Origin of the sequence: Pseudomonas neustonica, assembly GCF_003797945.1 — a bacterium.
Lineage (GTDB): Bacteria > Pseudomonadota > Gammaproteobacteria > Pseudomonadales > Pseudomonadaceae > Halopseudomonas > Halopseudomonas neustonica.
The window spans coordinates 58,937-79,294 of the sequence record NZ_RKKU01000020.1; the positions used below are offsets into that span (position 1 = coordinate 58,937).

General features: G+C 57.7%; 15 protein-coding genes and 1 riboswitch. Of the genes, 11 read left to right on the forward strand and 4 right to left on the reverse strand.

Annotation, left to right across the window (positions count from 1 at the left end):
- Nucleotides 1–9 precede the first annotated feature (9 nt).
- The 10 genes from crp to EF096_RS14545 all read left to right on the forward strand — a co-directional run bounded on the left by crp (nt 10) and on the right by EF096_RS14545 (nt 14,215).
- A complete protein-coding gene (gene crp / locus EF096_RS14500) occupies nt 10–654 on the forward strand; it encodes a cAMP-activated global transcriptional regulator CRP (protein ID WP_123890519.1) in 645 nt (214 codons plus the stop codon).
- Nucleotides 655–778: 124 nt separating this feature from the next.
- Nucleotides 779–2,131: an adenosylmethionine--8-amino-7-oxononanoate transaminase gene (locus tag EF096_RS14505; protein WP_123890538.1), complete on the forward strand. Its 1,353-nt coding sequence runs from the start codon at nt 779–781 to the stop codon at nt 2,129–2,131.
- A gap of 4 nt (nt 2,132–2,135) precedes the next feature.
- Complete coding sequence (locus tag EF096_RS14510) at nt 2,136–2,858, forward strand: 16S rRNA (uracil(1498)-N(3))-methyltransferase (RefSeq protein WP_123890520.1); 723 nt, start codon at nt 2,136–2,138, stop codon at nt 2,856–2,858.
- 91 nt (nt 2,859–2,949) lie between these two features.
- The gene (locus EF096_RS14515) at nt 2,950–3,189 is read left to right on the forward strand and encodes an exodeoxyribonuclease VII small subunit (RefSeq protein WP_123890521.1); all 240 of its coding nucleotides are present in this window, start codon (nt 2,950–2,952) and stop codon (nt 3,187–3,189) included.
- Nucleotides 3,186–4,076 carry a polyprenyl synthetase family protein gene (locus EF096_RS14520; RefSeq protein ID WP_123890522.1) on the forward strand — a complete coding sequence of 297 codons (891 nt, stop codon included), beginning with the start codon at nt 3,186–3,188 and terminating at the stop codon, nt 4,074–4,076. The genes EF096_RS14515 and EF096_RS14520 overlap by 4 nt, the downstream gene beginning before the upstream one ends.
- Before the next feature lie 93 nt (nt 4,077–4,169).
- Nucleotides 4,170–6,086: a 1-deoxy-D-xylulose-5-phosphate synthase gene (dxs, locus tag EF096_RS14525; protein ID WP_123890523.1), complete on the forward strand. Its 1,917-nt coding sequence runs from the start codon at nt 4,170–4,172 to the stop codon at nt 6,084–6,086.
- Nucleotides 6,087–6,107: 21 nt separating this feature from the next.
- A riboswitch (cobalamin riboswitch) is annotated at nt 6,108–6,310 on the forward strand.
- 133 nt (nt 6,311–6,443) lie between these two features.
- Nucleotides 6,444–8,297 (forward strand): TonB-dependent receptor domain-containing protein, encoded by a 1,854-nt coding sequence (locus EF096_RS14530; protein ID WP_123890524.1) that lies wholly within the window; start codon nt 6,444–6,446, stop codon nt 8,295–8,297.
- Nucleotides 8,298–8,482: 185 nt separating this feature from the next.
- A complete protein-coding gene (locus tag EF096_RS14535; RefSeq protein ID WP_123890525.1) occupies nt 8,483–9,922 on the forward strand; it encodes a Wadjet anti-phage system protein JetA family protein in 1,440 nt (479 codons plus the stop codon).
- Nucleotides 9,915–10,580, forward strand: coding sequence for a DUF4194 domain-containing protein (locus tag EF096_RS14540; protein ID WP_123890526.1), 666 nt, complete (start codon nt 9,915–9,917; stop codon nt 10,578–10,580). The genes EF096_RS14535 and EF096_RS14540 overlap by 8 nt, the downstream gene beginning before the upstream one ends.
- Nucleotides 10,580–14,215 carry an ATP-binding protein gene (locus tag EF096_RS14545; RefSeq protein ID WP_123890527.1) on the forward strand — a complete coding sequence of 1,212 codons (3,636 nt, stop codon included), beginning with the start codon at nt 10,580–10,582 and terminating at the stop codon, nt 14,213–14,215. Before EF096_RS14540 ends, EF096_RS14545 begins: the two co-directional genes overlap by 1 nt.
- Before the next feature lie 157 nt (nt 14,216–14,372).
- Here EF096_RS14545 and EF096_RS14550 read toward each other — a convergent pair whose 3' ends face one another.
- From EF096_RS14550 to EF096_RS14565, 3 genes are all read right to left on the reverse strand, one after another.
- Complete coding sequence (locus tag EF096_RS14550) at nt 14,373–14,912, reverse strand: type 1 glutamine amidotransferase domain-containing protein (RefSeq protein ID WP_123890528.1); 540 nt, start codon at nt 14,910–14,912, stop codon at nt 14,373–14,375.
- 619 nt (nt 14,913–15,531) lie between these two features.
- Nucleotides 15,532–16,557 carry a formylglycine-generating enzyme family protein gene (locus EF096_RS14560; protein WP_123890530.1) on the reverse strand — a complete coding sequence of 342 codons (1,026 nt, stop codon included), beginning with the start codon at nt 16,555–16,557 and terminating at the stop codon, nt 15,532–15,534.
- Between the two features lie 87 nt (nt 16,558–16,644).
- Entirely contained in the window at nt 16,645–16,941 is a 297-nt protein-coding gene (locus EF096_RS14565) for a hypothetical protein (RefSeq protein ID WP_123890531.1), read from the reverse strand.
- A 557-nt stretch (nt 16,942–17,498) separates the two neighbouring features.
- On the opposite strand from EF096_RS14565, the gene EF096_RS14570 reads away from it, so the two are divergent.
- Complete coding sequence (locus tag EF096_RS14570; protein ID WP_123890532.1) at nt 17,499–18,491, forward strand: formylglycine-generating enzyme family protein; 993 nt, start codon at nt 17,499–17,501, stop codon at nt 18,489–18,491.
- Between the two features lie 681 nt (nt 18,492–19,172).
- Here the strand turns inward: EF096_RS14570 and EF096_RS14575 are convergent.
- On the reverse strand, nt 19,173–20,117 hold the full coding sequence (locus tag EF096_RS14575; protein WP_158611289.1) for a formylglycine-generating enzyme family protein: 945 nt from the start codon (nt 20,115–20,117) through the stop codon (nt 19,173–19,175).
- Nucleotides 20,118–20,358: the final 241 nt, after the last annotated feature.

The window sequence follows — 20,358 nt, forward strand, 5'->3', positions numbered from 1 at the left end:
ACACGTTTAATGGTTTCTATCACCCTCACACCTAAAATAAAAAATCTCGATGCATTCCTTGCCCATTGCCATCGACGCCGGTTTTCGGCACGCAGTACAGTGATACACGCGGGCGACCAATCCGACAGCCTGTTCTACATAATCAAGGGCTCGGTCACCATTCTGATTGAAGATGATCAGGGCCGCGAAATGATCATTGCCTACTTGAATCAGGGCGACTTCTTCGGCGAGATGGGCCTGTTCGACATGACACCCGCGCCACACGACCGCACTGCCTGGGTACGCGCCAAAGTCGAGTGCGAGGTGGCTGAAATCAGCTACGCGAAATTCCGCGAACTGACTCAGCGCGATACCGAGCTGCTCTATGCGGTTGGCAAACAGATGGCCGAGCGCCTGCATGCCACTACCCGCAAGGTGGGTGACCTGGCGTTCCTTGACGTCACCGGACGAGTTGCCGGCACCCTGCTGGAGCTATGCAAACAGCCCGACGCCATGACTCACCCTGACGGCATGCAGATCAAGATCACTCGTCAGGAAATCGGCCGCATTGTCGGCTGTTCACGAGAAATGGTTGGCCGCGTGCTCAAGAGCCTGGAAGAACAAGGCTTGATCGACGTCAAGGGCAAGACCATGGTGGTCTACGGCACTCGTTGAGCCGCCCTAGCTGTCCACCAGGCCTTTGAGCCGGTGGGCAGCGCCAACGGCTGCCACACTCTCGGCAGCTAGGCCCGGCCTCATGTACAATTCAGCGACTACGGATTCTTACTACGAGGTAAACATGGGCTTGAATAACGATTGGATGCAACGTGACATCTCGGTGCTTTGGCACCCCTGCACCCAGATGAAAGACCATGAACACATGCCGGTCATCCCTATCCAGCGCGGTGAGGGCATCTGGTTGCACGACTTCGAAGGCAACCGCTACATGGACGCGGTCAGCTCCTGGTGGGTCAATATCTTTGGCCACGCCAACCCCTATATCAATCAGCGCATCAAGGATCAGCTCGACACCCTTGAGCACGTTATTCTCGCCGGCTTCAGCCACCCGCCAGTGATCGAGCTATCCGAGCGTCTGGTAAAAATGACGCCTGCCTCCCTGACGCGCTGCTTCTACGCGGACAACGGCTCATCCTGCATCGAAGTTGCGCTGAAGATGAGCTTTCACTACTGGCTGAACACCGGCAAGCCCGAGAAAAAGCGCTTTATCACCCTGTCCAACAGCTATCACGGTGAAACCCTGGCGGCGCTAGCAGTGGGTGATGTCGCGCTGTACAAGGAAACCTATCAGCCACTGCTGATGGAAGTGATCACGGTTCCCTCCCCTGACTGCTATGACCGCGAAGAAGGCGAGAGCTGGGAAGAACACAGCCGCAAGATGTTCGCGCACATGGAAAAGGCGCTGGAGCAGAATCATGAAGAAGTGGCCGCCGTCATAGTCGAGCCGCTGATCCAGTGCGCTGGCGGCATGCGAATGTATCACCCCGTGTACCTCAAATTGCTGCGCGAAGCCTGCGATCGCTATGGCGTGCATCTGATTCACGACGAGATTGCGGTTGGCTTTGGCCGCACCGGCAGCCTGTTCGCCTGCGAGCAAGCCGATATCGCACCTGATTTTCTCTGTCTGTCCAAGGCACTGACCGCTGGCTATCTGCCGATGGCCGTGTGCATGACCAACGACAAGATTTATCAGGCCTTCTACGACGATTACGAGAGCATGCGCGCCTTCCTGCACTCACACAGTTACACCGGCAACCCACTGGCCTGCGCCGCCGCACTGGCGACGCTGGATCTGCTGGAGCGCGACAACGTGATCGAAGCCAACAAGTCACTGTCGGCTCACATGGCGAAAGCAACCGCACACTTTGCTGATCACCCTCACGTTGCAGAAGTGCGTCAGACCGGCATGGTGCTGGCCATCGAAATGGTCAAGAACAAAGCCACCAAAGAGGCCTACCCCTGGCAGGAGCGGCGCGGTATTCGGGTGTATCAGCACGCGCTGAAAAACGAGGCGATGCTGCGCCCACTCGGCAGCGTGGTCTACTTCATGCCGCCCTACGTGATCACGCCAGATCAGATCGACCATCTGGCCAGCGTCGCCTGGGAAGGTATTCAGCTGGCGACGCGAGACTGAATCGGTGCGCGTTTCTCGTTTTTATCTAGACGCACCACTGAGTCAGGGCGAGCAGACCCTGACCGGTGACGTAGCCCATTACATCGCCCGTGTGCTCCGGCTGGGGCCGGGTGCGCCCGTGCAGATATTCAACGGCAGTGGTCAGGAGTGGCCCGGCGAGGTCGTCGCGGCGGGCAAGCGCGAAGTCGTCGTCACACTTGATGCAGCGATTGCAGGCATGAGCGAATCGCCGCTGCAGACTCATCTGGGTCAAGCCATGTCCCGCGGCGAGCGCATGGACTGGGCGATTCAGAAAGCCGTTGAACTGGGCGTGAATGAAATCACTCCGCTGTTCACCGAGCGCTGCGAGGTCAAACTGCAGGGCGAACGGGCAGACAAACGCCAGGCCCATTGGCAGCAGGTGGCGGTGAGCGCCTGCGAGCAATGCGGACGCAGCGTGGTGCCGACAATACACCCGCCAACCGCGCTGCGCGACTGGTTAAGCCCGCTCCAGGCCGACTTGAAACTGGTACTGCACCACCGCACAGACCAGGACCTTGACGCATTGCCGCGCCCGCAGTCGGTGGCACTACTGATTGGCCCCGAAGGTGGACTGAGCAGCGACGAGATTCAGCAGGCGGAAACCAGCGGCTTTGTTGCCGCCCGCTTCGGACCAAGGGTACTGCGTACCGAAACAGCGCCGGTAGTAGCACTAAGTATGGCCCAGCAACGCTGGGGTGATTTCTAGCAGGCCAGGCCGGAGCGGCACAGTCGATTGACCCCGCCCCCGGCCTTGGGTAATGTTCAGCGGTTTTATTGATCTCCAGACGAGGTAGCAGATGGCCCGGAAAAAAACCGCCGTGGACTTTGAACAGTCCCTTGGCTCACTGCAGACGCTGGTCGAGCGCCTGGAAAGTGGTGACCTCAGCCTGGAAGAATCGCTCAGCGCCTTTGAGCAAGGCGTCGTACTCACCCGCGACTGCCAACAGGCCCTTAGCCAAGCCGAGCAGAAGGTACAGCAGCTGGTTGAAAAAAACGGCGAGCTAACAACCGAACCTTTTGACGGCCCCGCTGAATGAGCAGTGGATTTACCGCCTACCTCGATCACTGCCAGGCTCGCATCAACCAATTTTTGCTAAGCCAGCTGAGCACGCCCCAGCCCAGACTCGAACGTCTGTACGCTGCCATGCGTTACAGCGTGGTTAATGGCGGTAAACGCGTACGCCCGCTGCTGTGCTATGCCAGCTGTGAGGCGCTTGGCGGCAATCAGGACGCCGCCGATCCGGCCGCCGGTGCCGTCGAGCTTATCCACGCCTACTCACTGATTCACGATGACCTGCCCGCCATGGACGACGACGATCTGCGCCGCGGCCAACCTACCTGCCATCGCGCCTTCGACGAAGCCACGGCGATTCTCGCCGGTGACGGGCTGCAGGCGCTGGCCTTCGACTGGCTGAGCCAACTCGGCACATGGCAACCCGCTACCCGCTTGCAGATGGTACAAACCCTGGCCCGGTCCGCTGGCCCTCAAGGCATGGTTGGCGGGCAAGCGATCGACCTGGGCGCCGTCGGCGAGAAAATCGATCAGACCACCCTGGAGCTGATGCATCGCCACAAGACCGGCGCACTGATCAGCGCCAGCATCCAACTCGGCGCGCTCGCCAGCGAGCGTGCGAGCAGCGAGCAGCTACAAACACTTGAAGTCTACGCCGACTGTATCGGCCTGGCCTTTCAGGTGCAGGACGACATTCTCGATATCGAGAGCGAAACCAGCGTATTGGGCAAGCAACAGGGCGCCGATATCGCCCGTGACAAGCCCACCTACCCTGCGTTACTCGGCCTTGCTGGCGCGCATCAGCTGGCCCAGCAGCTGCGCGACCAAGCCGTCGCCGCCTTGCAACCATTGGGCGACAACGCCATCCAGTTAAAACAACTGGCAGACTACATAGTGCAACGCCGTTTTTGATCCACGGGTCGTTGGTGTTGGGCAATCGGGGTGCATCGGTTAAACTGGGCACTTGTTCACCTGCCATGTTTCATGGCACTCAGAGCCTTTTTGATGCCTAGCACGTTCCACGAAATACCGCACCAACGCCCCAGTACCCCGCTGCTGGACAGTCTTGATGACACAGCCCAACTGCGTGAGCTGGATGAAAGCCGCCTGCCTGTTCTAGCGGACGAGCTGCGCGCGTTTTTGCTCTGGAGCGTCGGTCAAACGGGTGGTCACTTTGGCGCCGGGCTAGGCGTAATTGAGCTGACCATCGCGCTGCACTATGCCTACCACACGCCTGAAGACAGACTGGTATGGGATGTCGGCCATCAGGCCTACCCGCACAAGATTCTCACTGGCCGCCGTGAACGCATGGCCAGTCTGCGCCAGAAAGAAGGCCTCGCAGCCTTTCCGCGCCGGGTAGAAAGCCCTTACGACACCTTTGGTGTTGGCCACTCCAGCACCTCAATCAGCGCCGCGCTAGGCATGGCAATTGCCGCCAACCTGCAAGGGCTGGACCGCCGTACCGTTGCCGTCATTGGCGATGGTGCTCTCACTGCCGGCATGGCATTTGAGGCGCTGAACCACGCCAGCGACGCGAAGGCCAATATGCTGGTGGTGTTGAATGACAACGACATGTCGATTTCGCGCAACGTCGGCGGCCTGTCCAACTACCTGGCCAAGATTCTGTCCAGCCGCACCTACTCGCACATGCGCGAGGGCAGCAAAAAAGTCCTGTCCATGATCCCGCAGGCAATGGAGCTGGCGCGCAAGACCGAAGAACACGCCAAGGGCCTGCTGGTGCCGGGCACCTTGTTTGAAGAGCTGGGCTGGAATTACATCGGCCCAATCGACGGCCACGACCTGCCCACCCTGGTTAACACCCTGAAGAACATGCGTGAGCTCAAGGGCCCGCAGTTTCTGCACGTGGTAACGCAAAAAGGCAAAGGCTTCTCACCGGCGGAAGCCGACCCCATTGGCTACCACGCGATCACCAAACTGGAACCCAAGCCCGCAGCCCCCAGCGGCGCCAGCAAGCCCAAATTTTCCAACATTTTCGGCCAGTGGCTGTGCGACATGGCCGCACAGGATGCCCGCTTGATCGGTATCACGCCGGCGATGAAGGAAGGCTCTGACCTGATTGCCTTCAGCGAGCAATACCCCGACCGCTATTTTGACGTCGCTATTGCCGAGCAGCACGCCGTCACGCTGGCTGCAGGCATGGCCTGCGAAGGCGCCAAGCCGGTGGTTGCCATTTACTCGACCTTTTTGCAGCGCGCTTACGACCAGGTTGTGCATGACGTTGCCGTGCAGAATCTGGATGTACTCTTTGCCATTGACCGGGCTGGTCTGGTCGGTGAAGACGGTCCGACTCACGCCGGCAGTTTCGACCTGTCCTTCCTGCGCTGCCTGCCCAACATGGTCATCATGGCCCCCGCCGATGAGAATGAGACCCGGCAGATGCTGACGACCGGTTTTCTGCACGAGGGCCCAGCGGCGGTCCGCTATCCACGCGGTACCGGCCCGGGCACACCGATTGACCCTGCGCTGGACACCCTGCCAATTGGCAAGGGGGTGATGACCCGCGAAGGACAAGAGGTCGCTATTCTGTGTTTCGGCACACTGCACCAGCAAGCGCTCATAGCCGCTGAAAAGCTGAACGCCAGCGTTGCCAACATGCGCTTCGTCAAACCATTGGACACCGCACTGATCGCCGAGCTGAGTGCCACCCACAAGTTACTGGTCACGCTGGAAGAGAACGCGGTCATGGGCGGTGCAGGCAGCGCGGTCAATGAATGGTTGCTGGCTGAAGGCATCAACACGCCCGTCCTCAACCTGGGCTTGCCGGATATCTTTGTCGAGCATGCCAAGCCCGCGCAGATGCTGGCCGAATGCGGACTGGATGCCGAGGGTATTGAAGCCGCCATTCGCCGCCGCCTGAGCATTATCCCCGAGCCAGACCAAGGGCTTGACCCACCCACCTGAAAGCCCTAGAGTCCGCCCCTGTTCTTAGTACTCGCATTGGGTGCCTGATCCGCCACGCGGATCGGGTGAAACGGGAAGTCGGTTCAAGTCCGACGCTGCCCCCGCAACGGTAAAGAGTCGCAGGTATGCCTGCAGCTGCTGATCAGATGCCACTGTGCAAAGCACGGGAAGGCGATCGCAGTCCGACTCTGAGCCCGGAGACCGGCCCATTGCGCGAAACACTGCCCGCTTGCGCGCAATGTTTCTGCTGAGGTGTCGCGGAGGGCGTCACCGGTCGGCGTGGTCGCCCGGTCACTACTGCATGGCACCCTCCTGACTCCCCGCCCTCCTCAAAAGCATTACTTTTGAGGATTCAGAATGAAACCAGCTCTACTCCTGTTGCCAGCGCTGCTGACCAGCGCCGTTGCGCAAGCCAGCGACACGCTGGGCTTGTCCGATACCATTGTTACCGCGTCACGCATCGAGCAACCTCGCAGCTCCGTCTTGTCTGCCAATACCATCTTTGACAGAAACGATATTGAGCGGCTGCAGGCGCGCAGCGTGCCAGAGCTTCTGCGCAGAGTTCCAGGCGTTCAGCAAAACAGCAACGGCGGCATTCCAGCCTACTTCGTTCGCGGCGGTAATACCGCACAGACACTGGTCCTGGTCGATGGCCAGCGAATTTCTTCGGCGACCAGTGGCGTGGCGCGACTGGACTATCTGAACATCGACAACATAGAGCGCGTCGAAGTCATTCGTGGACCTAGATCCTCTGTCTACGGCGCGGATGCGGTGGGCGGTGTGATCCAGATATTTACGCGCCAGGGGCACAATGGCTTGCAGCCCAGCGTGCGCCTTGGCGCAGGCACTAACCAGACCTACGAACGAAGCGTCAACATCAGCGGCGGCAACCAGAGCACTCGCTTTATAGTAGGAGCCAGCCTCAACGAATCAGACGGCTTCGATCTGACAGCAGACAATCAAGGCAATGACCGTGATACGGATGGTCAACGCAATAAAGCTTTTTTTGGGCGTTTGGACCATGACTTCAATCAGGATTGGAGCGCTGGCGTCAGCGTCAACGAACAGAATGGCAAGAACGAGTACGACGACGCTTACGATGACATGCCCGGCACCCCTGAAGACCAGTTCCGTGTGCGCGGCTACAACGGCTATTTGCAAGGCAGGCTCTCTGATACATGGCAAAGCCGCATTGAGCTGGGCCGCAGCGAAGATCGCAACAAAGCCGTAGGGTCCAGATTCAACGACGGCACCATTGCAACCTACCGACATTCAGCCAGCTGGCTGAACCAGATTCAGCTTTCAGCCAACCAGGAACTCAATATCGGGAGTGACTGGCAACGGGACCGACTGGATGCAACTAACGCTTATAGCAAGACTCGCCGCGAGAACCTGGGTGCATTCGCACAACACAGCTGGAATGCCGAACGCTTCAGCACTGAACTTGGAATGCGGCATGACGACAACCAGCATTTCGGCAACCACAACACCTGGAACGCCGCACTCGCCATACCCAGCGGTGACAACCAGCAGTGGATACTGAGCTACGCCACCGCTTTCCGTGCGCCGACCTTCAACGACCTGTATGCCCCGCCCGGATGGGGTGGCAATCCTGATCTTGATCCAGAGCGCTCGCGCTCTATGGAGCTGCAGTGGCGTGCAGACTTTATGGACACCCATTTGGAAGCCTCTCTCTACCGCACCGATACCAAAGATCTGATTGCCTACGACAGCAGCTCTGCCCAAGTAGAAAATACCAAGCAAGCGCGCATCAATGGCCTTGAGGTATCGGTCGCTAGCGAGCTGATGGGCTGGACCGCGCAAACGGCCTTGAGCATCATCGACCCGCGCGACCGGCAGACCGGCAAAACCCTGCAGCTGCGGGCCAAGCGCACCCTGACAATGGATCTGGACCGCCGGTTCGGTAACCTGGGGGTTGGCGCTACTTGGGCACTATTCAGCCAGCGCTATGCCGACGCAGCCAACAGCGAAACGCTGGCAGGCTATGGCACGCTTGATCTTAGATCCAGCTGGCAAGCAACAACAGCAACGCGCCTGGACCTCAAACTCAGTAACGTGCTGGATCGCGACTATCACCTGGGTACCTATCAGCGGCCCACAGGGCCTTGGCCAGCGCCATCGATCGACTATGCCTATCAGGAGCAAGGACGTGCAGCACTGGTCAGCGTGACCTGGACTCCACAGCTCTAAATCGCATTTCAGCCACAGGATGGATGGCCTCGGCCATCCATCCTGGCTGTCATCCGCTACAACTCTGCCGCCACCCAACTATCCCCCACCCCAAAACCAGATCACAGCTTGTCGCTTGCCCCTTGCGGCTTGGCGCTGCGTTTCAGGCATAATATGCCTTTGCCCAGACCGGAACTGACTCCCGTATGTTTTTCAGCGACGAGCGCCTGCACTTCTTCCGCCCGCTCACCAGCAAATACCGCGAACAGATAGTCGAATGCCTGCGTCTACTGCACGAAAGGCTGTACAGCGCGCGCGCCGATTATGGCGAGTCGCTGAAGCGCGAGCAGGTCGTGGATATCTTCTGCGAGGCGCTGGAGCGTGCGCCCCTGCTGGAGGGTGAAGACGACGACAGCAGTCGCTTCAAGAATAACCGCGAGCAGGCGGGCTGGGTGCTGGGCGCCCTGCTGGACAACGGCTGGCTGGAGCGCCAAGTCGATCAGGCCACGTTCCAGTCCACCTACCCGTTCAGTCGCATGGGTCGATTGTTTACTCAATCGCTGGTGGAAGCCGATGGCCATAACGTGCGCACCCACCACCGCAATACGCGCAACACGCTGAACGCGCTTGCCGCCTTCCTCAACCACGGCGAAGTCTACGACCTGCTCGACGCGCACGAATACTCTGAGCGCATCATTGCCGACTTCACCGATATCATCGCCGAGCTGGAAGAACGCAAGCGCGAACTGGTACGCGAGGTTGAGGCGCAGCAACTGGTGCAACAGGCCAGCGATCAGTTCTTTGACTTCATGGAGAAGCGCTTTCAGCCGGACGTCGCTATCAGGCTGTCAGCCGACAGTGTAGAAAAGCACCGTGAGCGCATCCAGGACACCATCGACCGTATCCGCCGCAAACCACGCGAATGGAAAGCACACGCGGAGCGCGAGCTACGCCGCTTGGCACCGCACCTGTTGGTTGACGAGCATAGCTCGATACTCTGGCAACTGCTCGACGGCATCGAAAGCCGACTGCGCAACGCGTCCGACATCATGTTGCCAGCCCTGCGCAAAACCCTGCAGGGCTTTACCCAGCGCGCCGACATCATCATTCGCCAACTCAGCTACCTGCACAGCCAGAAACACACCGACGTCGTAGGTATTTGTCGCCAGCTCGCCGCACTCGACCCCGCTGAGTGCGACGCTCGCCTCAGCGCCGCCGGTGATGCCTTGGCCAGTGTCCGCGTGGGCCTGGTTGACCCGGCCGCCGTGCGCCTGCGCGAGCGCCGCGAACGACCGCCGGTACACAGCCTGATGACTGAACTGGACAACCCGGACGACGCCACCCTGCGCGAGCTGGGCGTGCAGCAGCTACTCGACAAGGCCTTCAACATCAATGCCAGCAACCTGCGTGACTACCTGCGCAACGCGCTGGGCGCAGGCAAACGCATCGATAACCGCGATCTGCCGATCAGCAACGCCCGCGACCTGCTCGCACTCAGCCACCTGATAGAGCTGGCCGGAGCCGATCAGGCCAGCCATGGGCTGCGCGTGCGTATCGAGCCCAACGGTGAACCCATCACCGACGAAACCTACTTCTCCCGCCGCGATGGCTTCATCATCGACCTGGAACAAGACGATCATGCGTGACGCTTTAGATAGCCAACTCAACGAACGTGGCATCAGCCCGGAAGCCTTCTCCGAACTGATGATCCGCCTGCTCGACCGTGGCGTACTTTGCCGCGACGAAAGTCAGCGCGAAGCCGAACTCTATGACCGTTACCTGCAGGTTACCGAACAGGTAGAAGACTATCTCTCGGTGCTGCGCATTCGCGTGCTGCACGAGCCGCGTTTCAACCTGCTGCGTATCTTTCCACCCGGCGCCGAAGTACCAGGCCTGGCCGACAGCGAAGATAGCTTCAGCAATGGCCTGCGCGAGCGCCTGAACCAGCAGGAAGTCGCCCTGATTCTGGTGCTGCGCGCCGAGTACGACCAGGCACTGCGCGAAGGTCAGGTCGATGAGTTCGGCCAGGTCATGCTCTCGCTGGAGGCGCTCAACCTCAGCTGCCGCAATTTGCTCGGCCGCTCGCTGCCCGAGCAACAAGGCGAGCGCAAGGCCCTCTTGCGCCGCCTGCGCCAGCTCCGCCTGATTCGCAGCCCCAGTGATGCTGCGCTGGACGAAGGTGAAGCCTGGCTGACCATTCGCCCTGGCATTATCAGCCTGGTGACCGACAGCGCGCTGGCGCAGCTGGCCAATCCTGATCCCGATGAAAATGCCGACCGGCAGAGCGCCGAGGAGAACCACTGATGTATCTAAAACGCTCTATCACCGTAAACTGGGGCAATCTGCCGGTCGAGGAGCTGGACTACGGCCCGGTCAACCTGTTCTCCGGCGGCAACGGCTCAGGCAAAACCACCGCAGCCGACGCGCTGCAAACCCTAATGACCGCCGCCCACGACAACCTGTTCAACTACAACCCTGGTCAGGATGAAACCACCCAGCGTGGTCGCGGCGGCAAGCAGGTGCGTACCCTGGCGTCTTATGTGCTCGGCTGCGACGACGGTGCCTTCGCGCGCCCCTGGGATACCGATGGCTATATTGCCGGCGTCTTCCATCCCACCACCGGCGAAACAGCGGACCCGTTCACCGCCGTTATCGGTGTGCGTGCACACCTGGACGCCGCCGGTAGCAGCCGACAGGCACGGCAGGACGAATTGCTGCTGATGATTGTGCCCGGCGAGATGCTCTCGCTATCGCATTTTGTGCGCGATCAGGACGATGGCCGCCACGTGGTCGGCGTAACCGAACTACCCGAGTTGTTGCGCCGCCAGTACGGCAAACAGCAGGTCGAGGTCTACGACAAGAAAAGTACCTACCTGGCTCGGCTCTATGGTGCGCTGCGCGGCCGCTCTGACGCCGTCTCCGTGCGCGAAGCCAAGCACGCCGCGCGCACCTTTGCCAATTTCATGGCGTATAAACCAGTCAAATCCATCGACCAGTTCGTTGCCGAAGAGGTACTGGAGGCACGCGAATTTGGCGACACTATCAAGCGTATCCGTGAGCTGCTGCGCACCGTACACGGCATGGAGCAGGAAGCTGGCCGCGTGCGCGCGGCGGTCGAGCTACTGTCGCACGCCAGCCAACAGGCCGAGCGCTACCAGCAGACCTGGCTGGAACGCACCGGCCTCACCTACGCCGCGGCGGCGCATAGCTGGCAGAAGAATCAACAGGGCTATTTGGCCGCCAAGGAAGAGCAGAAGCAGCTCAATGTTGAGCTGACGGGCATCAACGAGGAGCAAAAGCTCACCGCTGAGCGCATCAAGCAGGCCCATGCCGAGCTGGTACAGCTTGAAGCCCGCCGCCAGGGCATTCCCGCCCTGCAGAACAAGGACCAGCTGGAGCAGCGTCAGAGTCAACTGAGCGACCAGCTGCGTGGCGCGGCCCCTGCCCTGCTAACCCAGGCGCAGCAACGTGACCGCAATATCGAGGCCCTGCGCGCAACCCAGCAGCTACTCAGTCAGCATAGTCTCAGCCTCTCGCTACCGGCCCTGGCCAGTCGGGGCTGGCGTGAGCGCAGCCAGGCGGTAATGAGTGCCGAACAGGCCCCGGTAGCGGGGCTGAACCAGTTACTGGCCCGCGACTGGATTGACCTTACCCCGCTGGACGCCGGCCTGGACGCCATTCGCAGTCAGCAAGCCAGCCACAATCAACTGGCCGAGCTGCTCAGCACGCAGGACGCAGAAGGCGTTACAGTGCTGCAGCAGCTGGATCGCCTTGAGCAAAAAAGCGCTGCCGAGCTCAGCCAGCTGGAACGCCAGATAAACCAGACCAATCAGCGCATCAGCGCGCTGAAGTCCAGCCGCGTCAGCTACCCGCTATATGTCGAGGAAGCGCTGCGCGCCATTCGCCAACGCTGCCCGCAGGCCGATCCGCGCGTGCTCTGTGACCATGTGGAAATCGTCGACCCCGATTGGCAGATGGCAATTGAAGGCTATATCGGTGGCAGCCGCTACGCGATTCTGGTCGAGCCCGAGTTCGAGGCCGAAGCCATCCGTATCGTGCGCCAGATGAACAGCCGCGAGCGTAACCGTGCCCGCGTGATTCAGGGCCACAAGGCACGCCAGGACGCCGAACGTATCAGCCTGCCCGAGGACTCCATCCTCAAGGTCATGCGCTTCAGCCACAAGATTGCCGAGTATTATCTGCGCGCCTCCTACGCCAGCGTTAGCCGCGTGGCCGACGCTGAAGCCCTGCGCCATACCCGCCGTGGCGTGACCAGCGAAGGTATGGGCTCGGGCAATTACGCCCTTTTCCGGTGTGATATCGACGACAGCCAACTGGTCTTCGGTGCGGCCGCCCGCGAGCGCAACCTGGCGGCGCAAGAAGCCGCCCTGGAGCAGCTGAGCGTGCAACGCCACAGCCAGCAGCAGCAACACCAGGCACTGCAACAGCTGGCCCGTCAGCTGGGCCAGATTCAACCACTGGACTACGCCGCCCGCGCCGCTGCCCTGCTCGACAGCCAGCGGCAACTGCACGAAGTGGAACAACAGCTGGCAACCCTAGATCTGGGTGAGCACCGCGACCTGGAAGATCAGCAACAACGCGTCAGCCAGCGACATGCAGAGCTGGAGCAAAAGCGCGACGCGCTGGGCGAGCAGCACGGCGAATTGAAAGAAAAGCTGCGCGGCCGCGAACAGCGCATTCAGCATTTTGCAGACCAGAGCGACCAGCTGCTGAGCGCCAAGGACGCCGCCGAGCAGGCCTTGCTGGAAGCCGCCGCCAAGGTGCCCGGGCTCGACCCGCAAGCGCGGCTGGAAGAACTCGACAGCATGCTGCAGCAAAGCGGCGGTCAGTTCGATTTTGCAGCCGACAGCCTTGCACTGACCGATCTATTGCACCGTCAGGCAATTGAACTGCAGCGCGCGCTGGAGCAATACAACCTGCAAGCACAACCCGCCGACATGCTGATGGCAGACACGCCCGCAGAACTGCACAGCCTAGCGTTCTTCAGCCACGTCGGCGGCCTGCACCAGCAGCTGGACAACCTGCACAACCGCCTGCGCAACAACGTGCTGCTGGAGAAGCAGGAACAGCTCGCCAGCCTGCGCGACAGCTTCAACACCACCTTTGTCAGCGACCTGTGCCACGAGATTCACCAGGCCATCAATGACGGCCGCCGCGTACTGGAGAACCTCAATCAGGAGCTGGAGCACCACCAGTTTGGGGCCGATCGCGAGCGTTTCCAGTTCGACTGGGACTGGCTGCCCGAGTACAAAGCCTACTGGGATTTCTTCCGCGAAATCATGCAAACGCCCAATCTCGGCGACGGCGCCGGATTATTCGACAGCAGCCTGTCAGAGAAGGCCAGCAGCATTCGTGATCAACTGCTCAGCCTACTGCTCGACGGTGACGAACAACAAGCACTGCGCGAACTCGAACGCATCAGTGACTATCGCCGTTACCGCCGCTACGACATTCTCAAACACCCAGCGGGTAAACAGCCTATTCGCCTCAGCGAATACGGCACCGGCTCCGGCGGCCAGCTGGAGACCCCGGCCTACATCATTCGCGCCGCAGCGGTCACCAGCGCCTTCCGTTTCAATGAAGGCGACAGCCACCTGCGCATGGTGATTGTCGATGAGGCCTTCATGCACATGGACGAGACCCGCTCACGCGAAGTGATCGGCTACCTCACAGAGACCCTGGGCCTGCAGCTGATCTTTATCATGCCAACCAGCAAGGCCGGTCCCTTCCTGGAACTGGTCAGCAACCAGTTTGTCTTCAGCAAGGTACCGAGTAGCCAACCCGTAGGCGAACTCAATACTCGCGTACTGCTGGACCGCCAGCAGCTCAACCGCGACAAAGTCGCCGAGCTATGGGCACAGCATCGCCGGGTGATTCGCCAACAGGGCGCGCTGGAATTTATGGAGGATGTAATATAGGGCGACCGGCCAGGTGCAGCCGGCGAGATGCGGCCGGAGAGGCGCGGCCCGCTAGCTAGGCGCCGTCAGTAACCCGCCGATCAGGATAGCCGAAACGAAAACGCCCCGCATAGCGGGGCGTTTGTCTTAGCTGCAAAGCCCGTCGCGGGCTCGCGTGCTAAGCGGCAAAGACCTCAAGCAACTTGCTGCAAAAGTCATCCAGGTCATCGGGGTTACGGCTGGTGATAAGCCCCTGCTCGTAACAAACCGACTGATCGACCCACTTGCCACCGGCGTTCTCTATATCGGTTTTCAAGCTGGGCCAGGAAGTCAGCGTGCGGCCCTTGACTACCCCCGCCTCAATCAGCGTCCAAGGCGCGTGACAGATTGCCGCCACCGGCTTACCGGCAGCAAAGAAAGCCGTGATGAACGCAATCGCGTGCTTATCCAGCCTCAACGTGTCCGGGTTGGCCACGCCACCCGGCAACACCAGCGCATCATAATCATTGGCCGATACCTCTTGGGTAATACGGTCCACCTTGAAGGTGTCAGCTGCGGTGAGATGATTAAAGCCTTGCACATCCTCCGCCTCGGTCGATACCAGATGCAAGGTCGCGCCCGCCTCTTTAAGGTCCTGCCAAGGTCGGGTCAGTTCGATCTGCTCAACGCCTTCGGTCGCCAGAAACGCGATCTTTTTGCCATTCAGTGAGTTGCCCATAACGGCTCTCCTGTTCAGGTGACTGTTTCTGTTGGACGCATCTAAGGCTGTAGGTTCCCCGCCAGTTTAAAGCGATACCCCAGCGTTGGAGCCTCGCAGCATTGAATAACGTGCTCTATCTTATTTGCGCATAGCACCTCAGGGGGGCTATCCCGAGCTAGGGTAAGCTTTGTAGTCCGCCTCGCTGTAAAAACAGGCTTCTCGGTTATTGCCACGTTGAATCACGTATTGCGCGCAGCCAGGAAAATAAAGGCGTGGTAACCGTGCCCTGAGGATTCTCCTTTTGGCTAGGGAGACCGCTTGGCGTGCATGGTTTAAGTATGGCTTAAGAGAATCAACGACTCTGCCCCCGTTGATACTGAACCATCCGGTTGGCTCCACCTCGAACATAGCGACAGCCTTGAGTTCTCAACAACCACAACCACTATTGGCCTGGCTTTACGGTCTTTTAGCCGCGGCTCATCGTTGCTTAGTTATCCATGGGGTTAAGTATCATGGGGAAGAAAGACAGCGGTGGATGGGTAGCCTTCGACTCCTTGGCAAACGCCAACGCTTGCTCGATTTGCTCAGGCGTCATTGCTACCGCCATCGTACAAAGCGGCTTAACTTAGTGCTATTTTCATCTGACCCCAGTTACTTTTCTATCAGTGTTCTTCTGAATTAAGCTATTACTCTGAGCGGCACAGCGAAACGTGTACTCCATTATCAGCCGCTCACCTTCGGCAGCAAAGCTGGGCACAGACTCCGACGAGCCACGCCTTGAAAAACTAAAGCTGAGTGAGTCAGTACCTAGGTTACGTATGACTTTTTTCGCGCCTTGTGCAGGGCCCTGAGGGTCGACCACGCCATCGCTTTCTCGATAATAGGCTTTAGAAAACCAATCGTTTACCCACTCTTCACCGTTATCGAGCATGTCGTATATACCAAGCGGGTTAGGTGGGAGACGGCTGCCAACCGGGACAAATTCAGCACCTTCGTGAACAAGCTCTGCCATTTCATAATTCGAGTTCAGATATTTACCATCGTGGGTAGAGTAGAGCCAGTCTTTGCTACCGCGATTTCGCGCCGCGAACTCCCATTGTGCCGAGGTGGGCAGATCGAGGGGCAGAGCTGTTTGAGCGCCCATCCATTGGCAGTAGCCTTTGGCTTCTTGCCAAGTGACCTGGGCAGGCTTTTCGATAAAGTACCGACTGGATGGATCCTGGCTGTAGGGAGTTCTATCCCGGTTTTCAGAATAAATCCTTTCAATAACATCTAATTGATTAGCTAAAAGATAGGTATCAAAATCCGCCCAAGTCGTTTTTTGATTGCTTAAATAATAACTAGACAGGGTAACTTCGTGAGGCTTGTCCTCTTCGATGGTGGCCGGAAAATACGGCCGCCAAACATCGTCATCTCCTACTGCTCCAAAGTCCCCCATGATAAAAGAACCTCCCTCAATAAAAACCATATTGGAACTGGTTTTTTCTTCAAGCTCGGCGAGCAAGACTGACAGATTATCGAATTCGCTAGCTTGGGGCTCTTCGCAACCCTGAAGCGAAAGGCTGACGGCTCCTAAGGTAGTTAGCAGGATAGACTTATACATAATAGCTTCTCGAGAAGTCGACGTGTCTAGCCAGCTGTACTGGCTGATCAGGAACAGCACGCGTGCCCTCCAGGTCACGCTCAATACGATCAATTTGGAGAGCCGGAAATAGCCTCATCAAATCGCGCAGTCGATTGAAAATCGGGGTCAGATGAGCATTCCCTGCCTAGCCGCCTCTTCGAGCCAGTAATAGGCCTCTTCTGTCATATAGCGATTGTTCTTGCGCAGCGCTTCTGCCAACAGAAACTCAGACTCCGAATCACCCGCCTCTGCCGCGATAGTCAAATAGGGCTCAGCAGATATCGCTTTGAACTGGTGATATAGAATGCTGCCACGCTCTTTGGCTGTCTGTTGCTCGGGCGTAAGGTCTGCGAAAGCCGGCGATACAAAAAGCCAGACAAGAATAAAAGATAAGTACTTCAACCTGGCCGTAAGGCTACTCACAGGCCCAGCACCTTATCGTCGGTTGAAGTCACTCGAAGGCAAACCATCAGAACAGAGTCTGGCTCTGTCAGCTTCTTTAATAAGGGGGAGAACATCCGTTGTTCCTTGTGCTGAGTTGAAGCGGAATCTGCAGATACGTTGGCAGCGCCGTATTTTATCCAAGACCTGCGCAGGCCGGTGTGCGCTCGTCGTCAGAACACGCAAATGCAAACGCTTTATGGCTAGCAGCAAAATAGCTATTACTCAGGGGACTTAGCGGATCGAGCCATTAGGAAAGCGTATACCGTTATTGAGGAACCTTGCCGACCGGGGTGTCGCTTTGAGCCGCACAGCGAAAGGTTGTAGTGTTCACCTGACCCAGTTACGCGAAGTGAAAATTAATCAGTACTCTCGGTTGAAGAAAAATCAACTATTAGAGGCAAAAAGCAAGACCTGATCCCGGCCTTCCTCACCAAAAATGACCCCGCCACGTTTGCTATTCGTGAACAACGTCGGCGTTTTGCCTTAGCATCACGGCTACATTGCACCCCACAGCTCATCGCCACCAGGACGCTTGCATGTCTCGCCTTGCTCTACTGCCACTCTTTTTCCTGTTTTTTCTACATGGCTGTGATGCACAGTCGCAGCCTCTGCCCCACAGTGAAAAGCTAAGCGCAGAGAAAGTCGAGGCCATCGCTCAGCGTATCAACGACCGCTACCCCGACCTATCGGGCAAGCTGCGCAAGCAAATACTCGCCACCGTGGTGCGCTCACTGGACAACATGGTGTTTATCGAGGGAGGAGAGTTCGAGATGGGCGACTTCGGCACTCTTTGCCAATACGATCCGGCAAATATGGGAACTTGGCCCTATGGGCAGGAGCCGGAGCGACTTTGCCCAATTACGCCCGAGCGGCATGATGATTATCTGCATCAGGTGCGCTTGAGTAGTTACTATCTGTCTCGTTACCAGACTCGCCTTGAGGATTTTGATTTATTTCGAACCAGTTTGGGCTTGGCGCTGTTCGACGCCGATCTACGAGAACGTGAAGACCTTCAAGAACTCTTCCATCCAGATAAACCTGCTTGGACGGAAAGCTGGCAGGAAGCCAAGGACTATTGCCTATGGGTTCGCGAGCTCAGTAGCTATCCCGTCGACCTTCCCTCTGAGGCTCAGTGGGAGTATGCCGCAAGAAATCGTGGCCAATATGTCCAATACCCAACCGACACCGGCAGCCTTGATTATGGCCGCAATATCCCGGCAGATAAAATCACCGACGAGCTACCTATCGCCCAGTTTGCGGCCACCCCGCTTGGCTTGTACGACATGGCAGGCAACGCGACCGACTGGGTCAACGACTGGTACGCCGAAAATTACTATCAGGTGTCTCCATTGGAGAACCCTAAAGGGCCAAACATGGGAACACAAAAAGTTCGTCGCGGGTCAAACTACCAAGAGACTATGTGGATGAGCGCGAATACAGTCCGCCGCTGGAATGACGATCTTAATAGAAGTAGGCATCTACCAGGCACGAGCTTTAGGTGCTCATTGCAGTCGGATACGCCGCTCTAGAAGCCTAAAAGCTGCATAGGCTTCTAGACAACCCCATCAAACAGCCCACTACGCTGAGCAGCCAGCAAAGTTTCTCGTTAGGGTAATCGGGGCAGATGAACATTGATTCTATTGTTTTTGATACTTGTCGCCGCCTCGCCTTGGGGGGTCCTTTCCGGCGTGGCAGAAGGATCTTGGCAGCAGTCGCGGTGTAACGGGAATAGCTAAAGGCGAGACCAGCTCACAGAACTCAGATACATATATGCAGCATGCAAATATGTGCAGATATGTTCATCTGACCCCGTTTTCCGTTTGGCTGCCTGCTGCTCGGGCGTAAGATCTGCGAAAGCAGGCGATACAAAAAGCCAGACAAGAATAAAAGATAAGTACTTCAACCTGGCCGTAAGGCTACTCACAGGCCCAGCACCTTATCGTCGGTAGAAGTCACTCGAAGGCAAACCATCAGAACAAGGTCTGGCTCTGTCAGCTTCTTTAATAAGGGGGAGAACATCCGTTGTTCCTTGTGCTGAGTTGAAGCGGAATCTGCAGATACGTTGGCAGCGCCGTATTTTATCCAAGACCTGCGCAGGCCGGTGTGCGCTCGTCGTCAGAACACGCAAATGCAAACGCTTTATGGCTAGCAGCAAAATAGCTATTACTCAGGGGACTTAGCGGATCGAGCCATTAGGAAAGCGTATACCGTTATTGAGGAACCTTGCCGACCGGGGTGTCGCTTTGAGCTGCACAGCGAAAGGTATATTCAGCAATGACATTCCATTCCTCATTGAAATTGCTGGGAAGCGACGCCGACATGCCAACTCGAGAAAAGCTGAAATCCAGATTGCGTACTATTTTTTTGCTGCCATCAGCCGGGCCTTGAGGGTCGGTAATAGTGGGATTTTCAGCATAGTACGTAGGTGAGAACCAGTCGTTGACCCACTCTTTTCCATTGTCGGCCATATCATAAAGCCCAAGCGGGTTAGCTGGCAGCCGGCTACCAACCGGAACGAATTTGCTCCCCTCGTACACCAGTTCCTCTAGCTCACGGTTAGACGCCAGAGATTTTCCGTCATGGGTGGAATAAAGCCACTCTTTGCTACCGCGATTACGACCAGCAAACTCCCACTGCGCTGAGGTGGGCAAGTCCAGCGGCAAACCGGTTTCTTCACCCAACCATTGGCAGTAATCCTTGGCTTCTTGCCAGGTAACTTTTGCAGGTTTATCGATGAAAAACCGGCTCGAAGCATCCTGATTGTATGGCTCTCGTTCCCATACATCAGAAAAGTTCCTTTCAAAAACATCAAGATCATTAACCACCAGGTAGGTATCAAAGTCTTCCCACGTCGTTTTCTGACGGCTCAATGAGTAGTCAGACAAGGTGACTTCATGTGCTTTATTTTGCTCTGCAGTTGGCGGAAAATACGGGAGCCAAGTTCCTGCCTCACTAACGGCACCAAAATCACCCATGGTAAAGGTGCCGCCCTTGATGAATATCATATCTTCGTATGCTCTGCGCTCAAGTTCGATTAGCGCCTCTGTTAACTCATTTGCTTCAGAGTGGTTTTGGCTACTGGCTTGCGGATCTTGGCAACCTAAAAGCAAAGCGCTACCACCAAGAACCACACTCAAGATGAATCTTTTACGCATAATAGCTCCCTGTAAGCTCGACATACCTTGCAACTTGAACCGGTTGATTGGGTACAGCCCGCGTGCTTTGAAGTTCGCGCTCGATGCGATCAATCTGTAACGCCGGAAACAGCCTCGGGTTCTACCCCGTTTCCACGGACGGTTATAAAACAGCTAAGAGCTTTTGATCCTGCGCAGCAACTCTACGTCGCATCCTAGGATTATGGAACCGCTCGATGTATTCAAATAGGTCTGCTCTTGC

Coding starts and splice junctions, on each gene's coding strand:
- EF096_RS14530 (WP_123890524.1), top strand. CDS start 6,444: ATGAAACCAGCTCTACTCCTGTTGCCAGCGCTGCTGACCAGCGCCGTT.
- EF096_RS14540 (WP_123890526.1), top strand. CDS start 9,915: ATGCGTGACGCTTTAGATAGCCAACTCAACGAACGTGGCATCAGCCCG.
- EF096_RS14550 (WP_123890528.1), bottom strand. CDS start 14,912: ATGGGCAACTCACTGAATGGCAAAAAGATCGCGTTTCTGGCGACCGAA.
- EF096_RS14545 (WP_123890527.1), top strand. CDS start 10,580: ATGTATCTAAAACGCTCTATCACCGTAAACTGGGGCAATCTGCCGGTC.
- EF096_RS14515 (WP_123890521.1), top strand. CDS start 2,950: ATGGCCCGGAAAAAAACCGCCGTGGACTTTGAACAGTCCCTTGGCTCA.
- EF096_RS14570 (WP_123890532.1), top strand. CDS start 17,499: ATGTCTCGCCTTGCTCTACTGCCACTCTTTTTCCTGTTTTTTCTACAT.
- crp (WP_123890519.1), top strand. CDS start 10: ATGGTTTCTATCACCCTCACACCTAAAATAAAAAATCTCGATGCATTC.
- EF096_RS14575 (WP_158611289.1), bottom strand. CDS start 20,117: ATGCGTAAAAGATTCATCTTGAGTGTGGTTCTTGGTGGTAGCGCTTTG.
- EF096_RS14535 (WP_123890525.1), top strand. CDS start 8,483: ATGTTTTTCAGCGACGAGCGCCTGCACTTCTTCCGCCCGCTCACCAGC.
- dxs (WP_123890523.1), top strand. CDS start 4,170: ATGCCTAGCACGTTCCACGAAATACCGCACCAACGCCCCAGTACCCCG.
- EF096_RS14520 (WP_123890522.1), top strand. CDS start 3,186: ATGAGCAGTGGATTTACCGCCTACCTCGATCACTGCCAGGCTCGCATC.
- EF096_RS14505 (WP_123890538.1), top strand. CDS start 779: ATGGGCTTGAATAACGATTGGATGCAACGTGACATCTCGGTGCTTTGG.